Origin of the sequence: Emticicia sp. CRIBPO (assembly GCF_009905725.1) — a bacterium.
Classification (GTDB): domain Bacteria; phylum Bacteroidota; class Bacteroidia; order Cytophagales; family Spirosomataceae; genus Leadbetterella.
This window is the reverse complement of sequence record NZ_JAAAKV010000008.1, coordinates 254012-277240: the sequence shown is the minus strand read 5'-3', so window position 1 is coordinate 277240 and position 23229 is coordinate 254012. Positions and strand designations below refer to the sequence as shown.

The following is a 23229-nucleotide window of genomic DNA, read 5'->3' as shown; positions in this document are numbered from 1 at the left end:
TTCAACCTTATTTATGAAACCAATCCTGGATCGCTTTAAATTCAACGGACACATTCCTTCGGGTCCCGTTGAAGACACACCTGTTGAAAACCACAAACCTGCTCCGGCATCCGGAGGAGACAACCGCCGCGATTTCATCCGCAAAGCCTCTTTAGGCGGACTGAGTCTCGGATACATGCTCGATAAAAATCCTGCCGAAGAAATCGCCTATGTCACCCAAAAAGTAAGCAGGGCAGGAAAACCTTCTGAACTGAAAATCACAGACCTGAGAATAGCTGTCGTAGCCGGAGCCCCCATGACCTGTCCGATCATCAGGATTGATACCAACCAGGGCATCTCGGGTTACGGAGAAATCAGGGACGGGGCAAGTGCCAGATATGGTCTGTTTCTTAAGAGCAGGCTTTTGGGCAAAAACCCTTGTAACGTAGAGAAAATATTTAAAGAAATAAAACAATTCGGAGGCCAGGGCCGTGCGGCCGGTGGGGTTTGCGGGGTTGAAATGGCCCTGTGGGATCTGGCCGGGAAAGCTTTCGGCGTTCCTGCATACATGATGCTGGGCGGCAAATACCGTGACTACATCCGTTGCTACGGTGACACTCCTCAGGATAAAGACTCTGATGTTTTTGCCAAAAAGATGAAAGAACGCTACGATACCGGGCTCACATTCCTTAAAATGGACTTTGGTATTGAGCTGCTTGCTGACGTTCCCGGAGCTTTGGTAGGAGCAGGGGCCTGGGATGTAAAAAGGCAATGGGGCAATCCTCCTGAAACCAAAGGTTCTGCCAGGAGTTACGCCCAGACCAAACACCCTTTTACCAGGGTTCAGATCACTGACAAAGGGATCGACATCCTGGCCAACCACGTCAGCAAAGTAAGGGACGCCGTAGGATATGAGGTGCCCCTGGCAGCCGATCACTTCGGCCATTTTGATGTCAATACGGCTATCCGTCTTGGAAAAGCCCTTGATAAATACCAGATGGCCTGGCTTGAGGACATGATCCCGTGGTTTTATACCGACCAGTGGAAACAAATTTCGGACGCCATTGACACACCAACCCTGACAGGCGAAGACATTTTCCTCAAAGAAGAATTCATCAAACTGGTAGACGCCCGGGCAGTGGATATGATTCAGCCGGATCTGGCAAGTTCCGGAGGTCTGCTTGAAACCAAAAAAATCGGGGATTATGCCGAAGAAAGAGGTATTCCGATGGCCATGCACTTTGCCGGCACACCGATTTCTTTCATGGCGAATGTCCACTGTGCAGCGGCAACAGAAAACTTCGTGGCCCTCGAACACCACTCCATGGACATCCCGTGGTGGGAAGACCTGGTGACAGGAATCGAAAAACCGATCTACAACAAAGGTTTTGCCAAAGTGCCTGATGCACCGGGTTTGGGAGTCGAAATCAACGAAAAAGTGGTTAAAGAACATTTGAAATCGGGTGAATTGTATTTTGCCCCAACCAACGAATGGGACAAAATAGATACCTGGGACAGAAGCTGGAGTTAAAAAAACAGATATTTCCCACATCAGTGAAGCGGAAAATATACTGAGCACTTAAATTGTCCCAAAATCAAATTCAACCAGATGAAAAATTATTTGTACACCATTTGTATTCTTATTTCTGTTGTCATTGCCTATAATTTCCCGGAATATTTTATTCAGATAGGAGACTATAAGCTTAGTAAGCTGATAGTTCCTTTGCTCCAGGTCATCATGTTCGGCATGGGTACCACCATGACCTTCAATGACTTTACCGGAATAATTAAAACTCCTAAGCCCGTAATTATCGGCTTATGCTGTCAGTTTGCCATCATGCCGTTTTTAGGATTCGGTCTGACAAAAATTTTCAGTTTCCCTCCGGAAATTGCGGCCGGGATCATTCTCATAGGAAGCAGCCCGAGTGGCCTTGCCTCTAATGTGATGGCCCTGATTGCCAAAGCCAATGTAGCGTTGTCAATTACCATTACGACCTTTGCGACCTTAATGGCACCATTGATGACACCCCTGCTGATGAAATTGCTGGGCGGACAATATGTGGAGATTGATTTTCTGGCAATGGTATGGGATATCATGAAAATCATCATTATTCCGTTGGGGATCGGTTTCATCATCAACCAATACCTTAAGCCCGTAGCAGCCTTTCTTCAGAGCTATCTGCCTTTGATTTCGATGGTCGGCATTGCCCTTATTCTGGTAGTCATTACAGCAGCCGGCCAGGCTTCGCTTTCCAGTGTCGGTATTTTACTGATCGTCGCGGTTCTTTTACACAATCTCGGAGGATTTTTATTTGGCTATTGGTCGGCAAGAGCCTTTAAACTCCCTGAGCAGGACTGCAGAACAGTGGCAATAGAAGTGGGACTTCAAAACGGTGGGCTGGCATCGGGACTGGCACTTCAAATGGGTAAACTGGCCACTGTCGGCCTGGCACCTGCACTTTTCGGACCTATCATGAACATAACCGGCTCTTTACTAGCCAGTTGGTGGAGCAAGAAGCAGCCCGAAGGATCTACCATACCTGAATAATTCTCTATCAGGTCAGCATCTTCATTGTTGAAACAAACTTAACGGGAGTATATACTCCTGAAAGGTTTGTTTCAACAAATGGACTCTCTGTGCCTTTACTTTTCAATTATTTACTCAAAATACCAAAATCATGAAAATATTATTTTCACTTGTTTGCTTTTTACTGGCTGGATTCGCGTCATTTTCCCAGCAGATCAGTAAGGCAGAATTGCTTTTCCTGACACCCGAGTGGAAAGGCGAAAGATTTCCCGACGGCCGCCCGAAAGTACCTGACGAAATTCTGAAACGCATGAAACTCGTCACTTTGGAAGAAGCCTGGGCTGTATTGAAAGGCTCCAACTACAAACACCAGTATGAAGACGGCTGGCAAACCATTAACCCCGACAGTGTACTGGTAGGCAGGGCTCTGACCGCAACATTTATGCCAGGCAGACCGGATATACAGCGGGTAACCGACGACCGAGGGCACAACAAAGACGGAAGGATCAAATCCCAGAACTCTTGGCCCATTGACATGCTCGTCAAAGGCGATGTGTATGTCGTAGACCAGTTTGAAGCCCACGAAGACGGCCCAACCATCGGTGACAACCTCGGAAACTCCATTTTCACGAAATCAGGCAATGGCATCGTCTATTACGGAGCAGTCCGGGACATCAACGGGCTGAAGGAAATAGGCTCGTTTACCTCATTTTTCAAAACTTATCACCCTTCTCACCACCTCAACAATGCTGATGGCGAATTAAACACCACGCTGATAGGGATCAATACCCCGACAAGGATCGGTAAGGCCACCGTAATGCCCGGTGACGTCGTTCTGGGCAGGGATGGGGGTGTTATTTTTATTCCGCCCCACATGGCCGAAAAAGTAGTCAAAACCTCCGAAATCGTCAGGTTAAGAGACCTTTTCGGACATCAGAGGCTTCGTGAGCAGAAATATACACCCGGACAGATCGATTCCCGGTGGTCAGACGACATAGAAAGGGATTTTTCCCAATGGCTCAACCAGCACATTGATAAACTTCCGGTACCCAAAGAACAAATTCAGGAATTACTTAAAACCAGGACCTGGTAAAATCACAATATCATGAAAAAAAATCAATCAAGAAGAAATTTTATGGCCGCAGGGGCTGCCCTGGCCGCACTTCCCATGCTAAGTTTCGGAAAAGGATACGAGGAGACCATCCGGGACACCTCTAAAAATTCCATTCCCACAGACCTGAAAATCACCGACGTCAAATGTGGATTTATCAGGGGCGGACACAGCCTTTTCGTCAAAATCCACACCAACCAGAACATCTGGGGCTGCGGGGAGGGCGTTGACGCCACTCCGGGTACCTACCACCTGGTCAAACTATTCGGACAAAGACTCAAAGGCAAGAGTCCGCTCAATGTCCACCGTCTTTTTGAGGACATCCGCAAGGGAGGTTTTTTTGAAGGAGCCCAATCGGGCATGTATGTGGCCGTACTTTCAGCCGTAGAATCCGCCCTCTGGGATCTGGCCGGGAAAGCCCTTGATCTTCCCGTTTACCAGTTGCTCGGCGGGAAATTCCGTGACAAAATCAGGGTTTACATGGATACCGCCTTGTATCAGAATACCCTTCCCAAACCTGAGGACTTTGCCACAGCCGCTAAAAATGCTGTCAAAATGGGTTTCAATGCCATCAAATTTGACATTGATCAGGCCAATGACCCCAATAAATATGACAGATACAACTGGACAGCCAGCCCGGCTGAATTAACCAGGATGTACGACCAGATTTCCGCCGCCCGCAAGGCCGTAGGACCCAACATAGACATTTGTGTGGATATGCACGGCCGGTACGATGCCATCACAGGCGAAAAAGTAGCCAAACTCCTCGAGCCCCTTAATCTGATGTGGCTGGAAGAACCCATCCCGGCCGAAAACCCTGAAGCTTATAAAAAGATCACAGATTCAACCAGCACACCCATTTGTGCCGGAGAAAATCACTACCTGGCCTTTGGATTCAGAAGGTTGCTGGAAACGGGAGCTGTAGACATCATCATGCCCGATCTCCAAAAAGCCGGTGGATTGGGCGAAGGGCAGAGAATTGCCAATCTGTCCAATCTTTATTATGTGCCGTTTGCTCCGCACATGGTGGCCTCATACCTGGGGGCTATGGCTTCCTGTCATGTCTGTGCCTCAGTACCAAACTTCCTGATCTTGGAATGGCAGACCTATTTCCACACAGACCCTATGTTTAAGGAAATCGTCACTTATGATGGAGAACAGGTCGAAAACGGATTTATTACCCTATCCAACAAACCCGGCGTAGGTGTAGAAATCAACGAAGAAGGAATGAAAAAGTATGCCACACCCGGCGTGCCTTTCTTTGAATAATATTTTAATCGGTTATTTAGAACTGAATCCCACAATTTTTACTCTTTTTAAAGCATTATAAACAAGCATCTGAATCCAGATCGCAGCGTCAAGACCACGGAATCATTCAGGAACGGGCTAATTTAAATTTGCTGTAAACCTCATTAATCTGTAAAATATTATATTTTTACATTGAATAGTTTATTTTATCTCATCATATCATGTCCACGCAGGAGGCAGATACTGACAGAAATGAACATTGCTTCCTAATTCGGATAAAATATAATTATAAAGAGAAATTATTTTCCTATTATTATCAACCTTATACATGGCCTTAACCTTTACCAACTTCCGGCAGGAAGTCCGTAACGAGCTCCTCAATATCCTCAATTATTGGATCAGATACGACATTGACCAGGAGAACGGCGGTTTTTACGGAGCTGTAAACCATCTTAATCAACCCAATCCCAAAGCCCCGAAAGGCATTGTGATCAACAGCCGCATCCTTTGGACGTATGCTGCAGCCCAGCAGCTTTTCCCGGATCCGCAATATCCCGTGATGGCCAAAAGAGCGTATGATTACATCAGGAAATATTTTGTTGATCCCCTCAATGGCGGCGTTTACTGGTCGGTAACAGCTACAGGAGAACCCCTCGAAAAGAAAAAACAGATTTACGGACATGCTTTTGCGATTTACGGTCTGGCTGAATATTACAAAATCTCAAAGTCACAGGAAGTTCTGGATCTGGCGAAGGATATTTTCGGGCAGGTTGTAAAACACAGCTTTGATCCCGTCAACGGCGGCTATGTGGAAGCCTTAAACAACGATTGGTCCGACACCGACGATTACATCCTGAGCAAAGGAGACAGCCGGAAGTCTATGAACACCCACTTACATCTGCTGGAATCGTTCACCAATCTGTATAGAGTCTGGAAAGATAAATCATCCGAGTTTCACCTGAAGCATTGTCTCGAAATCATGATCAACCGCATCACCGATCCCGAAACCTACAGGATGACCTTGTTCTTTACAGATAAATGGGAGCCAAGATCAACCATTATTTCATACGGGCATGACATTGAGGCCTCTTGGCTCATCTGGGAAGCGGCAGAAGTACTCGGAAATGAAGAATTGATCAAAAGGTGTAAAACAATCGCCATAGAAATGGCCAAGGCCGCTTCAGATGGTCTGGCCGGAGACGGCTCTATCTATTATGAGTACGAACCGGAAACCAAAAAGCTGCATACCAACAAAGACTGGTGGCCTCAGGCAGAAGCCATGGTCGGTTTTTTCAATGCTTATCAGCTGACAGGCAAGGTAAATTTCCTTGAAAAATCCGAAAATACCTGGAACTGGATAAAAAAATACATGATTGACCACGAAAACGGTGAATGGTTCGGTACCCTGGACGCTCAGAATGTTGTGAAATCAAGAGATAAGGTCAATTTCTGGAAATGTCCCTATCACAACGGGCGTGCCTGCATGGAAATCTGGCACAGGCTGGAAAAATAAAAAAAGGCCCTCAGGATTAATTCTGAAGGCCTTTTTTCTTATTTACTGTGAACCATTTTCTGATAAACTTTCTCCTGGTCTTTATTGACCTTATCCATTTTTTTAAGGACATACCTGACTTCAGGATTCTTTTTAAGCGGAATATTGTATTCCATGATCTTACCTGATCTTTTCAGTTTGATCAGGACAGAATCTCCAACCGACTTATTTTTAGTACATTGTGCAATCCCTTCAAAATCCTTTCCGTCTACGCTGATGATCTCGTCATTAACATAAATACCGTTTTCGTAAGCTCCACTGCCTTTGTCCACCCGGGTTACCGTACCTGAACCTGTTCTCACCAAAGCTCCGAAATACGGAAGATTATCTTCGGCTTTTTCGTCCACCAATTCCAAACCGGCATAGGCGTAATATTTCTGATAATCAATAGCTTCCGTATCGTAAATATGTTTTTCAAAGAAACTCTTCAGGCTTATTCCGGCCACTTTCTCGCAAGCCTGCTGAAACTGCTCATCGGTATAGCCCACATCTTTTTTCTTATAATACTCTGTCCATAAATACCTGAACACATCATCCAGCGACTTTTCAGCTTTGGTTTCCTTGAGTATGATCAGGTTAATGATGTTGGCCAGCACACCACCTTTGTTATAATAAGAAACCGTGCTGTTATTGGAATTCTCATTCGGTCTGTAGTACTTGATCCAGGCATCGAAAGAAGACTCGGCCACAGATTGTACTTTATTTCCGGGTACGTTTTCAATCGAATTGATTTTGCTGGCCAGGTATCCTGTAAACAATTCCTCACTCATCATATCCGCTCTTCTCAGGATGTCGTCCTGGTAAAAAGAAGTAAAACCTTCAGAAACCCACAGCATATGGCTATAGTTCTCTTTTTCGTAATTAAATGGTCCTAATGCGAATGGCCTGATCCGTTTGACATTCCACAAATGGAAGTATTCATGGGCGATCAGTCCCATAAAACTCCTGTAAGTCGCTTCCGTTTTATATACTCCGGTTGATGTCTGACAGGTCGTGGAGTTGAGGTGTTCCAGCCCGCCACCTGAATTCGGCATATGGTGAACGATGAACAGGTAGTTTTTGCACGGATGCTCACCAACAACCGATGCTGCAGCTTCCACTACCTTTTTATAATCTGCGATCAGCTTTTTGGTATCATAATCGATTTTGATATTCGAGTAGTTCGCGATCTTATGCTTAACCCCAAGTGCTTCAAACTCAATGATTTCGTGATTCCCGATTTCAAAAGGACTGTCGACCAGGAGGTCAAAGTTTTCAACCTCAAATTTATTGGGAGCTACTTCAGGCAAAGCAACAGATACCTTTTTAAAGCTTTCATGCGGAAAAACGCTTAAATAAGACTTTTTCTCTGTTAATCCCGGCACAAACATAAACACGGCGGCACCGTTCAGATACGCATGGGAATCGTCCAGGTAAGCATTTCTGACAGAGAGCTCATAACAGTATACCTTATAATTGACGGTAACCCTGGCAGCCCCTTCGGTATAAACCCGCCAGGTATTTTTGCTGACTTTTTCAGTTTTCAGCTTTTTGGAAGACGAGGCCGTAAAACCTTCCACATTCTTGGCATATTCACGCTCCAGGTAAGAGCCCGGTGTCCAGACCGGCATTTTAATTTCAACAAATCCCTGTGACTTCACAGAAGGAAGTGTCTGAATATCTTCGAGGATCATACCGACCTCAAAATAGTGGGAATGAGGCTCAGACATCCTCAATTCATAGCTGATCCGGGCTGAATTTGACTGACTCATGACCTCAGAAACAGAACATAACACTAAAACACCGATAAAATAAACACACTTACGCAGGTAAACCATAATCTGATAGCTTGTTAATGAAACTTTGAGAAGTACAAATCTACAATTTTTCTACAAATCAGTCGTTTTCACAATTGAAATTTAAATAAAGGGTTCATTTTAGAAATTAATAGAGTTTTTAACCGAACAGTTTTTTTAAATTTGGGCTTTATTTACTACCGACAAAAAATAGTATGAAAAAAATCACCTTAAACCTTCTCGGAACGCTCCTGATATCTACCGCCGGTCTGGCTCAGAATACTTTAAGCTACACAGAAATTGAGTCGCATTACAATAATGGGGTGGAATTGTTCGAGAAAAAGGCTTTTTCAGCTTCCCGGAAAGAATTCAGGAACTATATTGAAAAATCGGAGAGATCGTTGAACCCCAACAAGTTCAATATCGGAAATGCAGAATATTATTCCGCGTTATCCTCCCTTTACTCAAAGTCAAAAGACGCTGATATTGAGGTTGAAAGGTTCGTTCTTAAAAACTCAGATCACCCGAAAGCCAAAATCATTTTCAGCGATCTGGCCAACAGCTTTTTTCAAAAGGGAGATTATAAAAGTGCAAAAGAATACTACGAGAAAGCCCTCATAAACCGGGCTGATAACCTGGACACTTATGAACTTCGTTACAAACTCGGTCTTTCGCTTTATAACCTCAAAGATTACAAAGGTGCCCTGAGCGAATTCAATTATGTAAAAGGTACCGTGGCTCCCAATGCCCTGAACGCCGCTTATTATGCCGCAGTCATCAATTTCCAGAATGAAAACTTCGACGAAGCCCTTTCAGATCTGAAAAGAGTGGAAAATGTTAATCCTTATAAGATAGAAGTACCGAACTGGATTGCCCAGATCCTTTACCGTCAGAAAAAATATGATGAATTGCTGAGTTATGCCGAGCCCATCATCGCCAATCCGAACGGCAGAAAAATCGACGATATCTGCCTCGTAGCTGCAGAAGTGCATTTCTTCAATGACCATTTTGACAGGGCAGCAGTTTATTATGAAAAATTCAAAGAACTCAGAAGAGGCACCGTTTCTCCGCAAGTGACCTTCAGACACGGATACAGCTTATATAAGGTAGAAAATTACGCCAAAGCAGTTACCGTTTTTAAAGGTATTGCCAGCCTCAATGACGCCATAGGTCAGCAGGCGGCCTATTATTTAGGTATTTCAGCATTAAAATCCGGCGATCTTAACTCAGCCGCTGCAGCTTTCGACGCCGCAAGAAAAATGAAGTTTGATACACAGATCAAAGAAGAGGCCTCTTATAATTTTGTCAAGGTGCTGGTAGAGCAAAACAACAACCAGCAGGCTGTTGCTGAGCTTCAGGCTTATCTGACAGAATACCCGAACGGAAAATACGTGGACCAGTCTAACGAACTGCTGAGTGAAATCCTTTTCGAAACCAACAATTACAATTCTGCCATTACTTATATAGAAGGATTGAAAAAAAGAACCCCGGCCATCAACGAAGCTTACCAAAAGCTGTGTTTCAATCAGGGTGTGGTGGATTTTAACCTCGAAAAATTCGACAGGGCCATCCAGTTCTTTGATAAGTCATTAAAATACCCTTCCAATGCATCCCTGGCACTTGAAGCCAAATACTGGAAAGCGGAATCTTCTTTTGAACTCAACAGACCGGAAACAGAGAGCCTGTACCGTGAACTGCTGAGTGCATCTGATTCAAAAATCAGGTTAAAAAGTATTTACAGCCTCGGTTATTTGTTTTACAACCAGAAAAACTATTCAAAAGCCCTTACTTTCTTCGAGGATTTTGTCGCAAAAACCAAAAACGAAACGGCTCTGAGACAAAACTATGAAGATGCCTTATTGAGAGCGGCAGATTGCCATTTATCAGCTAAAAACTACAATGAAGCACTTAAATACTATGAAAGTGCCATCGTTTCGAATACTACTGACAAAGACTACGCCTTGTATCAGAAGGGGATAACCCTCCGGTTTATGGGCAGGGACGATGAAGCCAAACGTACTTTGGACCAGTTCTCAAAAACATATGAAAACTCACGCCTGATTGACGACGCCCTGTATCAGAACGGGATGATCGAAATGGAAAAGAGTAATTACCAGGGTGCGGTGGCTCTATTTACCGACCTGTTAAGAAAAAAACCTAACAGTTTGCTGGTACCTAACACATTGATGAAAAGGGGCTTGGCTTTCAGTAACCTGAAAAACTATGACAAAGCCATCAGCGATTACAAGGTCATCATCAACAAATTCGGAAAATCTGAAGCCGCTGAAGAAGCCCTGATCGGTCTGAGAGACGTTCTTAACCTGGTGAACAGGAGCGAAGAGTTCTTTGAAGTAGCTGAGCAGTTCAAGAAAAGCAATCCTGAGAGCGGTTCTATCGTGAATATTCAGTACGAATCAGCTAAAAACCTTTATTATGCCGAGAAATACGACAAAGCTGCAGCTGCGTTGGTGAGTTACATCCATACTTACCCGACCAGCTCTAATGTTCCGGAAGCTAAATTCCTGATTGCAGAGTCTAATTACATTCTTAAAAACAAAGCCGAAGCCCTCAGATATTACCGTGAAATCATCGAAGACAACCAGACGGCTTACCTGACCAAATCAGCGTCAAGAACTGCGGCCATCCATTTTGAAGACCGCAATTACACCCAGGCTATTCCTAATTACCTTACTGTTGCCGGCTCTTCGTCAAACAAACGTGAGATCGTGGCTGCCTGGGAAGGATTATTCAAGTCTTACTATTTCAGCGGAAACTACGACAAAGCCATCCAGTATTGCCGCGAAGCCCTTGCTAATGGCGGAAATATCGTAATCGGTACGGAAAACAGGGCTCAGCTTTACCTGGCCAAGTCTTATATGGGTAAAGCCGATTTCGTAACGGCTGTCAAAGAGTTTGAAAAAACCATCAGCATGGCCAAAGACGTCAACGGAGCTGAAGCGAAATATTATATCGGTGAAATCCAGTACAAAGCAAAACAATACGACACTTCTATCAAAACCCTGCAGGAGTTAGCCCAGGATTTTGCCGACTTTGCTTACTGGTACGAAAAAGCCTTCTTATTGATTTCTGATAATTATATTGGTAAAAACGACGCATTCATGGCCAAAGCCACGCTGAAGTCGATCATTGATAACTCAGAAAACAAACAAACGGTAGAAGAAGCTAAACAAAAACTTAAATTGATAAACTAATAAGTTCATGACCCATAAATCAATTCAAATAACTGTTATACTGGTTTCGGCTTCTTTACTGGCACACGCCCAGACCAAAGAAATCGGGAACGAAGAAATTACCATTACCAAAGACCGGAAAGTTGAACTCCCTAAAGCCAACCGTATCTTTGAAAAAATACCTCCGGTAGCTAACGAAGTCAAAGAAAAGAAAATGGTTTATTCATTTTTTGACCGCAAACCAACCGGGATAGAAGAGATTAAGTTTACGCCGAATATAGTACAGCCGAATTCGAAAAAATCCAAGCTGGACGAACTGACGAGTTATAATAATTATGTAAAGCTGGGAGCCGGAAACTTCGGAAGGCTCTTTGCCGAAACTTATATCAACTCGAACCAGGACCAGAAACTGGTATTCGGGATTTACGGATTACATAATTCAGCCAAAAGGGGCCCGGTAAACGGAGAGAATTCAGGATCAAGCACCAACCAGATCAAACTGGACGGAAAATACCACAGCGGTAATTTCAAACTGAAAGTAGACGCCGGTTACGAAAGAAGGGCTTATCATTTTTATGGTTATGACACCACTTTTGTGAGTCCGCCGGCCAAAGAAGACATCAGGCAACGCCTGAATCTTTATAATTTCTCTGTTTTGTTTGAAAACACCAACCCGAAACCAAGGGTCGATTACTCGCTCAAAACAGGTATTAAATCGCTGAATGACCGTTACGACGCAGAAGAAATCGACTGGGGAACCCAGTTCAATTCCCATTTCCCGATTATCCAGGATAAGGTTACCGCTTTAATTGCTGCCGAAGCTTACCTGACCCAGAGATCTGATAACTATGAGGTCAACCCGGTCAGAAAAAGAAACTTGTTCAGGGTAGAACCTTCATTTGGTTTTAATTTCAGCCGTTTCTCAGCCAAACTTGGATTTAAGGCAGTCAACGAATTTGACGAAATTGAAAAAATCAACAGCACCAAGGGATTCCCTGTGGCCTCGCTGTCTTACAAAACACCTGGTCTGATCTACTTCTTTGCCGGATTTGACGGAGACATCATCCGTAATACCCTGCACTCATTCTATAATGAAAACCCTTTCCTGATTCCCCAGATCAACCTGAGAAACACGGTTAAAAACCAGGAATATTATATCGGTAGCCGCGGAGACCTTTTCTCGGGTATTAACTATAACGCAAAATTTGCCTACGGAACCTACCAGGGTCTTTACTTCTTCAATACCTATGACGGTAACCCTCAGGAGTACCAGAGAAGATTTGAAGTGGTGTATGATCAGAATCAGACCGAGTTTTATAACGTTTCAACAGAGCTGAACTATCAGAATCTCGAAAACTGGAAAACCAATATCAAGGCAGATTATTTCTACTACCAGGTGATTGATTTTGAGAAACCTTTTCACAAACCGAACTTCACCGCCAGATGGGGCAATACCTTCGTTGTTGCTAATAAATTAGTCGCAAGTTTAGATTTTTACTATATTGGTCGTACATTTGCCAAAGACCCTTTCATGATGGAAGTAGTTAAATTACCCGGTATAACTGACCTGAACGCTGAATTTACCTATTTATTTAGCAAACAATTCTCGACTTTTGTTAAATTAAATAACATTATCGGCAAAAATTACCAAAGGTACTATAACTATCCTCAGTTAGGATTGAATTTCCTGATAGGGGTTAACGTGGCCCTTTAATATGACTAATGAATGATTTCTTTTGAAAAAGAGATACTGGAGCAACTCTATCGCAATGATTTTCTGGTGCTACCCGAACTTGGAGCTTTTGTAGCCAGGTTCGAGCAGCCGAAAATCAACGAGGAAACCTCCGGGATACAAGGTCCATACAAAACTTTTGATTTTAATCCTTTAATCAGGGAAGACCTTAATTCGAAATTTTACCACATTCTCGCTGAGAAATACTTCAAGCCGGTAAAAGAGGTGGAAAAACAATATCATGTTTTCCTTCAGGGCGTTTTTTCCGAGTTATCTGAGAATAACAGCTTTGATATGAGTGATTTAGGGTATTTTGAGGTGAATAATTCAGGAAACATTGATTTTAAGATTTATAAAAGCATCAACTTTTATGAAGACAATATTTCTCCTCTGAAAACTTCAGGAGGAGTAAAGACTAAAATCAACCTGGAAGAGATCACCCTGAGTGACGATTATTTCGATACGATTCCCAATAACAAAAAGCCTAAATCTCACAAGGCATTACGTGTCATACTATATCTGCTTCCTATTCTGATCCTGATTTCAGGCCTGGTTTATATCCTGTTCCTGAAAAAAGACCCTGTCATAGATAAAAAGAACAGATCGGCTATTGCAGAAAGTTTCGACTCTACCAAACTCAACGAACCGCTGTTTGATACCATCAGTCTTCAGACAGACACCGTCATTGCGGACCTGGTGCAACCCGAACCAAAACAGGAAAAAATAATAAAACCTTCTGAAGAAAATACGGAATACAACTATATTATTACAGTAGGGGTGTTCAGAGATAAAAGCAATATCAATCAGCTCAAATACCAGTTGAAGGAAAATGGCATAGTAGCTGAGACCGAGAAAATGAATAAATTGACCAAAGTATACGTTTTGGTCAGAGATGAGCAGGAAGCTCAGAAAATCGTAAGAAAAATTGAACAATTAACCGGAGATAAAGCCGTTTATAATAAAATTAACTAGAAGATCATGAACATTTCTTCTCAATTAGACGATAAAGACTTCAAAGGACAGGCCCTGGGCATCAGTGCTGTTATTTATGTAATATTCCTGGCCCTGCTGTTTTTCTTCAAAATCATGTACGAGCCGATAGCGGAACCGCTGGCCATGGGAGTGGACCTTAACTATGGTGTAGACCTGGTAGGTTCGGGAGATATCCAGACGCTTAACAAAGCCAATGCTTCCAAAAATAATTATGATGTAAAGCCTGCTGAAAAAGAGGAAGAGAAAAAAGAAACTCCGAAACCTCAGCCGGTAAAAAACGTAACTCCTCCCGCTCCTGAAAAGAAAGTGACACCAACAAAACAACCACCGGTGATCAGTTCAGAAACAGATGAAAGTAAAGTGACTGTCAAAAAGACGACTGACGCCCCGGTAAAAAATACAGCCCCGGTCAGTAATCCTACTACGACTACCACCACAAAACCAACCCCGCCACAACCACAAAGAACTGTAGATCAGGGTTCACTGTTCAAAAAAGGCGGCTCAAACTCCAGTGCGTCAAACGGAACAGTCGGAACCCGTGACGGAATAGGAGGGAACAACAACGGAGATGGCAAAAAAGGTGAAGTAGGAGATAAGGGAGACCCGAGAGGAACACTGGACGGCAAAAGCCTTTACGGAACTCCCGGCAAAGGAGGTACCGGCGGTGCATCTGTCAGCATTTCAGGCTGGAACAAAAAAAGCTTCTCATTACCAAAAGATAAATCAGACGAAACAGGCCGTATTGTTTTCAAAGTAACCGTCGACGATACAGGTGATGTAGTAAGTATCATCGTCATGGAAACCGGTTTAAGCCCTTCTGTAACGAATTTCTACAAAAATTATATCTCTCAGAAACTCAGTTCTTACCTTGTTCCCGAAGGTACGCCGCCTCCGAGAGCATCCGGAACAATTACCATTAACATTACCAGAGGAAATTGATTATCTTTGCGGCTCAATTCAGTGCAGCAAATGAATTATCAGGAAACTATCAGGTTTTTATACGACAAACTTCCGGCATTTCAGAAAATCGGAGCGAAAGCCATAAACCCAAAGCTATTTAACATAATCAAATTATGTGACCGTTTGGGCAACCCACAGAATGACTTTAAAAGCATTCATGTGGCCGGTACCAACGGAAAGGGCAGTTCTTCTCACTTTCTGGCCTCCATATTGTATGAGGCTGGCTACAAAACCGGTCTTTATACCTCACCACATCTGAAAGACTACCGCGAACGGTTCAGGATTAACGGAAACATGGCCCCGGAATCTTATGTGAACGGGTTTGTAGAACAAAACCTCGATCTTATTGATGAAATAAAGCCCTCATTCTTCGAATTATCAGTGGCCCTGGCATTCAAATATTTTTCAGACGAAAAAGTAGACATTGCCGTGATCGAAGTAGGGTTGGGAGGCAGGTTTGATTCTACCAACATCATAACCCCCATACTTTCGCTGATCACCAATATCGGGTTAGACCACCAGGAGCTGCTAGGACACACACTCGAAAAAATAGCTTTCGAAAAAGCCGGGATCATCAAAGAAAATATTCCGGTCGTTGTTTCAGAATACCAGGACGAAACCCATATGGTATTTAAAGAAATGGCCATGGCGAAAAACGCACCCATTACTTTTGCAAAAGACCGCTTTGAGATCACAGAAGAACACTCCGGCGAGGGCATTGCCCTGGAGCTCAGCATAAGAAATAAAACAAACGGGGAAATAAAGAGGTACAATTCAGGTTTAACCGGTTCTTATCAGAAAAGCAACATCCTGGGTGTCATAACCGCGGCTGAAGCACTCAACGGAATCGGCTTGAGTATCTCCGGGCAGCAACTGAGCGACGGCTTACTCCATGTCATCAAAAATACTTCTCTTAAAGGCCGCTGGCAGGTACTTGGCACACAGCCGCTGATGATTTGTGATACAGGTCACAACGAACACGCCCTGAAGATCACCACACGCCATTTTCAATCTAAAGAATCATCCAGGTGTCATTTTATACTGGGCTTTGTCAAAGATAAAGATGTCAATAAAGTCATTGGCCTGTTTCCGGCAGATGCCCGTTTTTATTTTTGTACTTTCGACTCATTCAGGGCATTGAATAAGGACGAGTTACGCAGAGTTGCAGACGAAAATCACCTGAAAGCGAACTATTTTGACAATGTGAACGACGCCATTCAGAATGCCCGCGAACATGCCGGTCCCGAAGATTTTATTTTTATTGGTGGCAGCACCTATTTAGTAGCAGAAATAAACAATTTATAAGCGTGTCTAGAAAAAAGCAACACAGATTTGATCATAATAAGCTGGCGAATAATGTAATAGAACGTGGAAAAGCACTCTATACCACCATCAAAGGCAAATGGAACGACGAGTACTTTAAAAACCAGAACCCGATTACCCTGGAGCTGGCCTGCGGTAAAGGCGAGTACACGGTAGGCCTGGGTAAAAACTTCAGCGAAAAAAACTTTATCGGCATTGACATCAAAGGCGACAGGATAGCCAGAGGAAGTAAAATTGCAGGTCAGCTGAACCTTAGCAATGTGGCTTTTCTCAGAACAGGCATACAGTTTCTGGATGAGTTCTTTGAGCCTGATGAAGTATCTGAAATCTGGCTGGTGCATCCTGATCCGCAACCGAGGGATAAAGAAGAGAAAAGAAGGCTGACCAATCAGAATTTTCTCAATATATATAAAAAATATTTAAAGAAAGAAGGCATATTCCATCTTAAAACAGACAGCAGCTTTCTTTATGACTATTCCCTGGAGGTTTTAAAGCAGGATCCGGATTTTGAAATCCTGGACCACACCAATGATCTGTATCATTCTCCTTTGTGGGACGAGCATCACAATATCATCACCCATTATGAAAAACTTTTTCATGAACAGGGTAGCACCATCAATTACATCAAAGCAAAACTCATAAAAAAAGCTCCGTAAAGGAGCTTTTTTTATGAAATGCAAGGAGGACCAGAATTATTTGATCAATCCTGCAAAATATTTCACTGTTCTCACCAGTTGAGAAACATAAGACATTTCGTTGTCATACCAGCTTACAGTTCTTACCAACTGAGTATCGCCTACATTCTGAACCTTAGTCTGAGTTCCGTCAAACAATGAACCGAAGTTGATACCTACAACATCACCGCTTACGATTTCGTCTTCAGTATATCCGAAACTTTCGTTAGCCGCACTTTTCATAGCAGTGTTGATTTCTTCAGCAGTTGTTTTCTTGGCAAGAATAACAGTCAACTCAGTCAATGAACCTGTAAGGGTAGGAACACGTTGAGCAGAACCATCCAGTTTACCTTTCAGTTCAGGCAATACCAGACCGATGGCCTTAGCAGCACCGGTACTGTTCGGAACGATGTTCTGAGCAGCAGCTCTTGCTCTTCTCAAGTCACCTTTCGGGTGCGGAGCATCTTGTGTATTCTGATCGTTGGTGTAAGCATGAACTGTAGTCATCATACCGTTAACGATACCAAATTCTTTTTCTAAAACCTGAGCCATTGGAGCCAGACAGTTAGTTGTACATGATGCACAGCTGATGATAGTCTCTGAACCGTCAAGGATCTCATGGTTAACATTAAATACGATAGTTTTCAGGTCACCAGTAGCAGGAGCAGAGATAACTACCTTTTTAGCACCGGCTTTCAGGTGAGCTGAAGCACTTTCAGCACTTGTGAAGAAACCTGTACATTCCAAAACAACGTCGATATCGTGGCTTCCCCATGGAATTTGAGATGGATCTCTCTGAGCATAGATATTGATAACATCACCGTTAACAACTATAGAATTTTCAGTAGATTCAACTTTTTGTTCGAATCTTCCCTGAGCAGTGTCGTATTTCAATAAGTGAGCAAGAGTCTTAGGGCTTGTCAAATCATTGATGGCAACGATGTCTATCCCTTCCATGTTATAAATCTGACGATAAACGAGACGACCGATACGTCCGAAACCATTAATAGCAACTTTGATGTTTTTCATTCGATTATTTCAATTTTTGGTAAAAGTACCACAAAAATAATGAGATTATACAGGATTATGAAATATAGACAAGATTAAATTCTGTTATTTTAGACAATTCTGAGCCGTATGACGACACTGAAAGAAATCTCATAAAACAAGCGAATCAAAGCGTATTAGTATTACTATTCAAATTAGTAATATATAAATCAATCGGAATTCATCCTGTTAGTAATTACTTTGAGATTGAACATTCCACTGTTTATAATACTAATTATGCCTGTAACATTCTATTAATCAAGCAATTTTAACATATTAGTTAGCCCTGAAAGCCTCATTCCATTCTCACCCGTTATAATATAGCTCCAAATTATCTCTGTAAAGATAGTCCAGAGTATTGATAAGCATTCGCCGGATTCCTGAGCTGGTGTAAGGGGTAAATAAGACTTATATAAGAAAATTTGACCCTATATGTGCCTGTTAATCTGCTATATTTAAGCCTTTAGCATGTTATAATTAGTAAAAGTATATTAAAATAGGAGGGATGCCTCCCGTAATACTAACTATTGAATGACTACAGATATCCTTAGATTGCTAACAATACTACTTATATTAGTATTTCTATTTTCTGGTTTTACTAATTAAAATACCGTATTTTTGATAGTTGTAACCGTTGTGCAGAATATAATTTGGCTTAAAATAATCAAATGCCCGTTTTTGCGAACTGCCTGATATTTAACATTACAACAGCCTGTAAACCAGTAAAATAGTCACTTATTCGTAAAGTTTTAATTAATATATATAATCTTTAGTTTGTTCAATGAAAGAGAAAGAAGCCCTTATTTTAAAAGCCTGGGACAATCGTGAGTTACTAAGCGACCCTAAAACCGTTGAAGTAATTAATGAGGTAGTGGCATTAGTAGACAAAGGAGAACTTAGAGTTGCTAATCCCGGTGAAGATGGTACCTGGGTTACTAACGAATGGGTTAAAAAGGCCATTATCCTGTATTTTCCACTAAGAAAAATGGAAATTCAGGAGTCAGGTATCTTCCAGTATCATGATAAAATGCAATTAAAAAATAATTATGACGCCCTGGGTGTAAGGGTTGTTCCACCGGCTGTGGCCAGATATGGTGCTTTTTTGGCTAAAGGTGTGATTCTGATGCCAAGTTATGTCAATATCGGTGCCTATGTGGACGAAGGAACCATGGTAGATACCTGGGCAACCGTCGGAAGCTGTGCACAAATCGGTAAGAACGTTCACCTGAGCGGTGGCGTGGGTATCGGTGGTGTATTGGAACCACCTCAGGCTTCGCCGGTTATTATCGAAGACGGAGCTTTTATCGGATCCAGGTGTATCGTGGTGGAAGGAGCTCATATCGGTAAGAGAGCCGTGTTGGGTGCGGGTGTTACCATCACCGGAAGTTCGAAGATCATTGATGTGACAGGCGACGAACCGGTTCAGTACATTGGCGTAGTACCTGAAAACTCGGTAGTTATACCAGGAACTATCACGAAATCATTCCCTGCAGGTGATTATGGTGTGCCATGTGCACTGATTATCGGCAAAAGAAAGGCAAGTACAGACCTGAAAACTTCTCTTAACGAAGCTCTGAGAGAGAATAATGTGACGGTATAACAGGCATTTTTTAATGCAAAAGGCTCTTCAAATTGATTTGAAGAGCCTTTTTTGTTTTATAGGAAGCACGAATTTTTTTATAAGAAAGCACTAAAGTCTTCACAAATGTAAACAATAGCTTTTTTATAAAACAAATGTTTTGTCAAATTAATTTTTACTTTTCTAAATTCTGAGTTTTCAAATATTTTTGAAATATAAAAATAATACAAAAATGGCCTTTGGTAATATCTCAGAGCATATTTACGTCGAGTTTACAATTATTAATTGTCAAATTTGCAATTGTAAATACTAATGTTTACATTTGGAAATAATTATTTATAATTGTTAATTATCCTTAGTTTACTTTTGTAAATGGAGTTGAAAGATAAAATAGAAAAGTTAATTATTGGCCTGGGATTAACCTCTACGCGGTTTGCTGATTTTATAGAAGTCAGCCGGCCCATCATCAGCCATATATTGTCAGGCCGTAACAAGCCCAGTCTGGAGATTGTACAGAAAATTATGGGTAAATTTCCGGAATTAGGCTATAAATGGTTCCTGGATGATGAAGAAATTGACATGGAAATCGTGGGGCAAATTGCTAAGAATCAGGATTTTAGTGACCTGTTTACCCAGTTTTCAGGCTCGCGAGAATCGAATATTTTTAATCAGGCCGGGGCTATGCACAGTATATTCAATTCTCAGACCGAATCGGGTCAAACTAAAAATGGCAAAGATCTGAGAAAAATCGAAAAAATTGTCGTTTTTTACAATGACAAAACATTTACAGAATTTAACGCTGCTGGTTAAGATGTCCGATTTTTTTAAGAGACTTGTTTACAGAATTATGCCCGGAGTCGCTATCGCCATTTGTATTGTAGTACTCATCATCGACTTCATTTTCAGACTCCCGGTTCAGACACCTATTTATTTTATTATCCCGTCCATGTTGCTGATCATTTATCTGGGGAGCAGAATTAACCTGAGATAAATCACGAGCTGTACATCATCAAACCTGCTCACAGTTTGTATCGATCTGTGAGGCCCGGCCTGATATTCTTTCTCAGGTATTGTACCCCGCTCAGTAATTGAGGCGGAAGTTTAAATATCTGCCCAAAGCAAAATAGTTTGCAAAAAACCGGTGATGTTTTCATGGCTGACAAAAATACCCGCAGTACCATTTAAGTGAATTGCATTTCTGGAAAAACAGAAGAAAAATCACTCGTTTCGGGTCATTTTCCATAGCCCGCGAGAATTGAATATTTTGTGCCAGCCCCGGGATTGACGCAGGATATTCAATTCTCAGAGCGAATCAAATCTGGTTAAAAATGGCTCGGAATTTAATAAAAGAGCATGTCGGTGAGATTTGAAATCATCAGATATCTTCAGGACTCAGCCCGGTGATTTCGGATATGGTTTTTATATCCATGCCTTTTAATTTCATCTTCTTTGCGATGTGAAGTGTATTTTCCAGTTTCAACTGATCGATTACCTGGATTTCCAATAACTGACCAACTACCATCAGACGATTGGTTAAACTTTTATCCAAATCAGAAACATTGGTATTACCACTGGGATGATTGTGAACCAGGATTAATTTTGTAGTTAATTTATAAACAGCAATCCTGAAGATCTGCCGGAAGAAGGATGAAAAGACAATTATCTATCAGACGATTGGTTAAACTTTTATCCAAATCAGAAACATTGGTATTACCACTGGGATGATTGTGAACCAGGATTAATTTTGTAGTTAATTTATAAACAGCAATCCTGAAGATCTGCCGGAAGAAGGATGAAAAGACAATTATCTATTTGTTATATAATTTATATTATGTTAAATAGAAAAACCAGAACCGATCATAGCTCGATTACTGACTTATCCGACACGTGATATTGCGAGCACCATTTCTCGTCATAAATTGACCGGTAATAAATATAAGATTTGACATCTCTCATTCTTTCTGCAAATATCTTGTTATCCTCTTCTCCGTTGACAGTTATCCATTCCGAGCCGTTACCCGACTGAATCACAGAGCCTTTACTGATACTGTTATGACTCCATCTTAATCCATATTCTCCGCGATTCAGTTCTTTGGAGATCTGTTTAACCACTTCCACGTAGCTTTTGTACGATTGTTCTTTATACTCAATCCTGACGCTGTCAACAATCGCCGGGCCAATGCCGTTATTGGTAATAATGATGGACATTTTCTGGTTTTCGTCAACCATCTCGCTGGTAATCAGGTATGGCCAGACCGTTTTCAGTTGCTGCTCACGCATGAGCGATGTCTGGTAAATCGTGATGATCAATGCACAGGCACTGACAATGGTAGCGGAAATCGCGATGATGGTATCCGGACTGAGGGTTCGTTTTTTTGCAGCCATAAAAATTCTGATATAAAAAAAAGGCCGGTTTTATTCAAACCGGCCTTTTTCTCAAAACATATTATTTACATTGCTCTAATACTCTGTCAAGGTTTTTCAGGTTTTCTACAGTGTCAGCATCAGTAGGTTTTGCTGCAAGAGAAGCTGTGAAATACGGTTTAGCCAGTGTGAATTTCTCACAAACTTTTTTCTCAACCGCCTTACCTTCTTTAGCGTAGGTTTTCATATCCATGGCATCTACAGCTTTTTTGATCTCAACAGCTTCGTTGAAATACAAAACACCTAAGCCGAAGTTAGCGTCAAAGTTTTTAGCATCCTGCTGAAGGATTTCTTCGTACACTTTTTTAGCTTCTTCTTTTTTACCGGCGTTGTCATAGATGATACCCAGGTTCAATTTGTTGTTGATGTTTTTAGGATCAGCCTGCACCAGGTGCTGAAGATCTTTGATGGCATCTTCTAACTTGTTGGTAGCCAGGTAGCTGTTGATGAGCTCAGCTCTCAAATCTTTATCACCAGGATTAACGGCAATACCTTTTTTCAGGATATTGATAGACTCTTCAACATTTTTTTCATTCTTGTAAATCGTTGCAAGACTGTAAAATACCGCAGGGTCTTTTGCTCCCTGAGCCAGGTATTTGTTGAAACTTTCTTTGGCTGTTGCGTAGTCGTTGTTTTGCTGAGAAACAATACCCGCATACAAAGTAGCTGTAGTATCTTTAGGATTTACAGTGTTAGCCAAAACGAACATTTTAGAAGCTACACCCAAATTTTTGTTATTGTAGTGAGCTGCACCCTGAGCCATCAGTGAGGTAAACAACCTCTCCCCTTTCAAAGCCTCTTCGATTTCGGCTGCTTTTTTTCCGCCTGCCGCTTTTTCAACTTCCAGGGCTTTCACATAAGTTTCGTAAGACTTAATAGAAGCCAGTGAATCGGTTCCACACTGATCAGCAAAATCTCTGTAAGATTCAGCCAGTTTAACCCATGTTGCACTTTTTGTATTCTTTTTCGGGTTCTCTGTATTTTTTAAGTTCTCTTCTACTGCTGCCTTAAAAGATTTACAAGTTGCTTCCTTTATCGGGTCTACGGCTCCCTGCGAGTAAGAGCTGAAGGTGGCACAACTTAGAGCCAGAACAAACAATTTCTTCATTTTAGA

At 42.1% G+C, this 23229-nt stretch carries 20 protein-coding genes; 14 read left to right on the top strand and 6 right to left on the bottom strand.

Features of this window, described 5'->3' with window-relative positions:
* Positions 1–13: 13 nt before the first annotated feature.
* The 5 genes from GVN16_RS18035 to GVN16_RS18015 all read left to right on the top strand — a co-directional run bounded on the left by GVN16_RS18035 (position 14) and on the right by GVN16_RS18015 (position 6378).
* Positions 14–1510 (top strand): mandelate racemase/muconate lactonizing enzyme family protein, encoded by a 1497-nt coding sequence (locus tag GVN16_RS18035; protein ID WP_166565320.1) that lies wholly within the window; start codon positions 14–16, stop codon positions 1508–1510.
* A gap of 78 nt (positions 1511–1588) precedes the next feature.
* Positions 1589–2527, top strand: coding sequence for a bile acid:sodium symporter family protein (locus tag GVN16_RS18030; protein ID WP_166565319.1), 939 nt, complete (start codon positions 1589–1591; stop codon positions 2525–2527).
* Between the two features lie 130 nt (positions 2528–2657).
* Positions 2658–3599 (top strand): RraA family protein, encoded by a 942-nt coding sequence (locus GVN16_RS18025; protein ID WP_166565318.1) that lies wholly within the window; start codon positions 2658–2660, stop codon positions 3597–3599.
* Between the two features lie 12 nt (positions 3600–3611).
* Positions 3612–4886 carry a mandelate racemase/muconate lactonizing enzyme family protein gene (locus GVN16_RS18020; protein ID WP_166565317.1) on the top strand — a complete coding sequence of 425 codons (1275 nt, stop codon included), beginning with the start codon at positions 3612–3614 and terminating at the stop codon, positions 4884–4886.
* A gap of 307 nt (positions 4887–5193) precedes the next feature.
* Positions 5194–6378 carry an AGE family epimerase/isomerase gene (locus GVN16_RS18015; RefSeq protein ID WP_166565316.1) on the top strand — a complete coding sequence of 395 codons (1185 nt, stop codon included), beginning with the start codon at positions 5194–5196 and terminating at the stop codon, positions 6376–6378.
* Between the two features lie 38 nt (positions 6379–6416).
* Here the strand turns inward: GVN16_RS18015 and GVN16_RS18010 are convergent, their stop codons facing one another.
* Positions 6417–8234 (bottom strand): M61 family metallopeptidase, encoded by a 1818-nt coding sequence (locus GVN16_RS18010; protein ID WP_166565315.1) that lies wholly within the window; start codon positions 8232–8234, stop codon positions 6417–6419.
* Positions 8235–8407: 173 nt separating this feature from the next.
* Between GVN16_RS18010 and GVN16_RS18005 the strand changes: the two genes are divergently transcribed.
* The 6 genes from GVN16_RS18005 to trmB are packed head-to-tail and all read left to right on the top strand — an operon-like array spanning position 8408 to position 17047.
* Entirely contained in the window at positions 8408–11404 is a 2997-nt protein-coding gene (locus GVN16_RS18005; protein ID WP_166565314.1) for a tetratricopeptide repeat protein, read from the top strand.
* A gap of 7 nt (positions 11405–11411) precedes the next feature.
* A complete protein-coding gene (locus GVN16_RS18000) occupies positions 11412–13097 on the top strand; it encodes a TonB-dependent receptor (RefSeq protein ID WP_166565313.1) in 1686 nt (561 codons plus the stop codon).
* A gap of 12 nt (positions 13098–13109) precedes the next feature.
* Complete coding sequence (locus GVN16_RS17995) at positions 13110–14087, top strand: SPOR domain-containing protein (RefSeq protein WP_166565312.1); 978 nt, start codon at positions 13110–13112, stop codon at positions 14085–14087.
* Positions 14088–14093: 6 nt separating this feature from the next.
* Positions 14094–15047, top strand: coding sequence for a hypothetical protein (locus tag GVN16_RS17990; protein WP_166565311.1), 954 nt, complete (start codon positions 14094–14096; stop codon positions 15045–15047).
* Between the two features lie 30 nt (positions 15048–15077).
* Positions 15078–16373 carry a folylpolyglutamate synthase/dihydrofolate synthase family protein gene (locus GVN16_RS17985; RefSeq protein WP_166565310.1) on the top strand — a complete coding sequence of 432 codons (1296 nt, stop codon included), beginning with the start codon at positions 15078–15080 and terminating at the stop codon, positions 16371–16373.
* Between the two features lie 2 nt (positions 16374–16375).
* The gene (gene trmB / locus GVN16_RS17980; RefSeq protein WP_166565309.1) at positions 16376–17047 is read left to right on the top strand and encodes a tRNA (guanosine(46)-N7)-methyltransferase TrmB; all 672 of its coding nucleotides are present in this window, start codon (positions 16376–16378) and stop codon (positions 17045–17047) included.
* A 36-nt stretch (positions 17048–17083) separates the two neighbouring features.
* Here trmB and gap read toward each other — a convergent pair whose 3' ends face one another.
* Positions 17084–18094, bottom strand: coding sequence for a type I glyceraldehyde-3-phosphate dehydrogenase (gene gap / locus GVN16_RS17975; protein ID WP_166565308.1), 1011 nt, complete (start codon positions 18092–18094; stop codon positions 17084–17086).
* A 799-nt stretch (positions 18095–18893) separates the two neighbouring features.
* On the opposite strand from gap, the gene GVN16_RS17970 reads away from it, so the two are divergent.
* The 3 genes from GVN16_RS17970 (at position 18894) to GVN16_RS17960 (ending at position 20682) form a co-directional block, all read left to right on the top strand.
* Positions 18894–19712, top strand: a complete 819-nt coding sequence (locus GVN16_RS17970) for a 2,3,4,5-tetrahydropyridine-2,6-dicarboxylate N-succinyltransferase (protein WP_166565307.1) — start codon at positions 18894–18896, stop codon at positions 19710–19712.
* A gap of 351 nt (positions 19713–20063) precedes the next feature.
* Positions 20064–20501: a helix-turn-helix transcriptional regulator gene (locus tag GVN16_RS17965; RefSeq protein WP_166565306.1), complete on the top strand. Its 438-nt coding sequence runs from the start codon at positions 20064–20066 to the stop codon at positions 20499–20501.
* 1 nt (position 20502) lies between these two features.
* Positions 20503–20682, top strand: a complete 180-nt coding sequence (locus tag GVN16_RS17960) for a hypothetical protein (protein ID WP_166565305.1) — start codon at positions 20503–20505, stop codon at positions 20680–20682.
* Positions 20683–21066: 384 nt separating this feature from the next.
* Here GVN16_RS17960 and GVN16_RS17955 read toward each other — a convergent pair whose 3' ends face one another.
* From GVN16_RS17955 to GVN16_RS17940, 4 genes are all read right to left on the bottom strand, one after another.
* The gene (locus GVN16_RS17955; protein ID WP_310587445.1) at positions 21067–21324 is read right to left on the bottom strand and encodes a JAB domain-containing protein; all 258 of its coding nucleotides are present in this window, start codon (positions 21322–21324) and stop codon (positions 21067–21069) included.
* Positions 21302–21469, bottom strand: coding sequence for a JAB domain-containing protein (locus GVN16_RS26345; RefSeq protein WP_409013185.1), 168 nt, complete (start codon positions 21467–21469; stop codon positions 21302–21304). Before GVN16_RS26345 ends, GVN16_RS17955 begins: the two co-directional genes overlap by 23 nt.
* A 79-nt stretch (positions 21470–21548) precedes the next feature.
* Positions 21549–22076 carry a hypothetical protein gene (locus GVN16_RS17945; RefSeq protein ID WP_166565304.1) on the bottom strand — a complete coding sequence of 176 codons (528 nt, stop codon included), beginning with the start codon at positions 22074–22076 and terminating at the stop codon, positions 21549–21551.
* 61 nt (positions 22077–22137) lie between these two features.
* Positions 22138–23223, bottom strand: coding sequence for a tetratricopeptide repeat protein (locus GVN16_RS17940; protein ID WP_166565303.1), 1086 nt, complete (start codon positions 23221–23223; stop codon positions 22138–22140).
* Between the last annotated feature and the right edge of the window lie 6 nt (positions 23224–23229).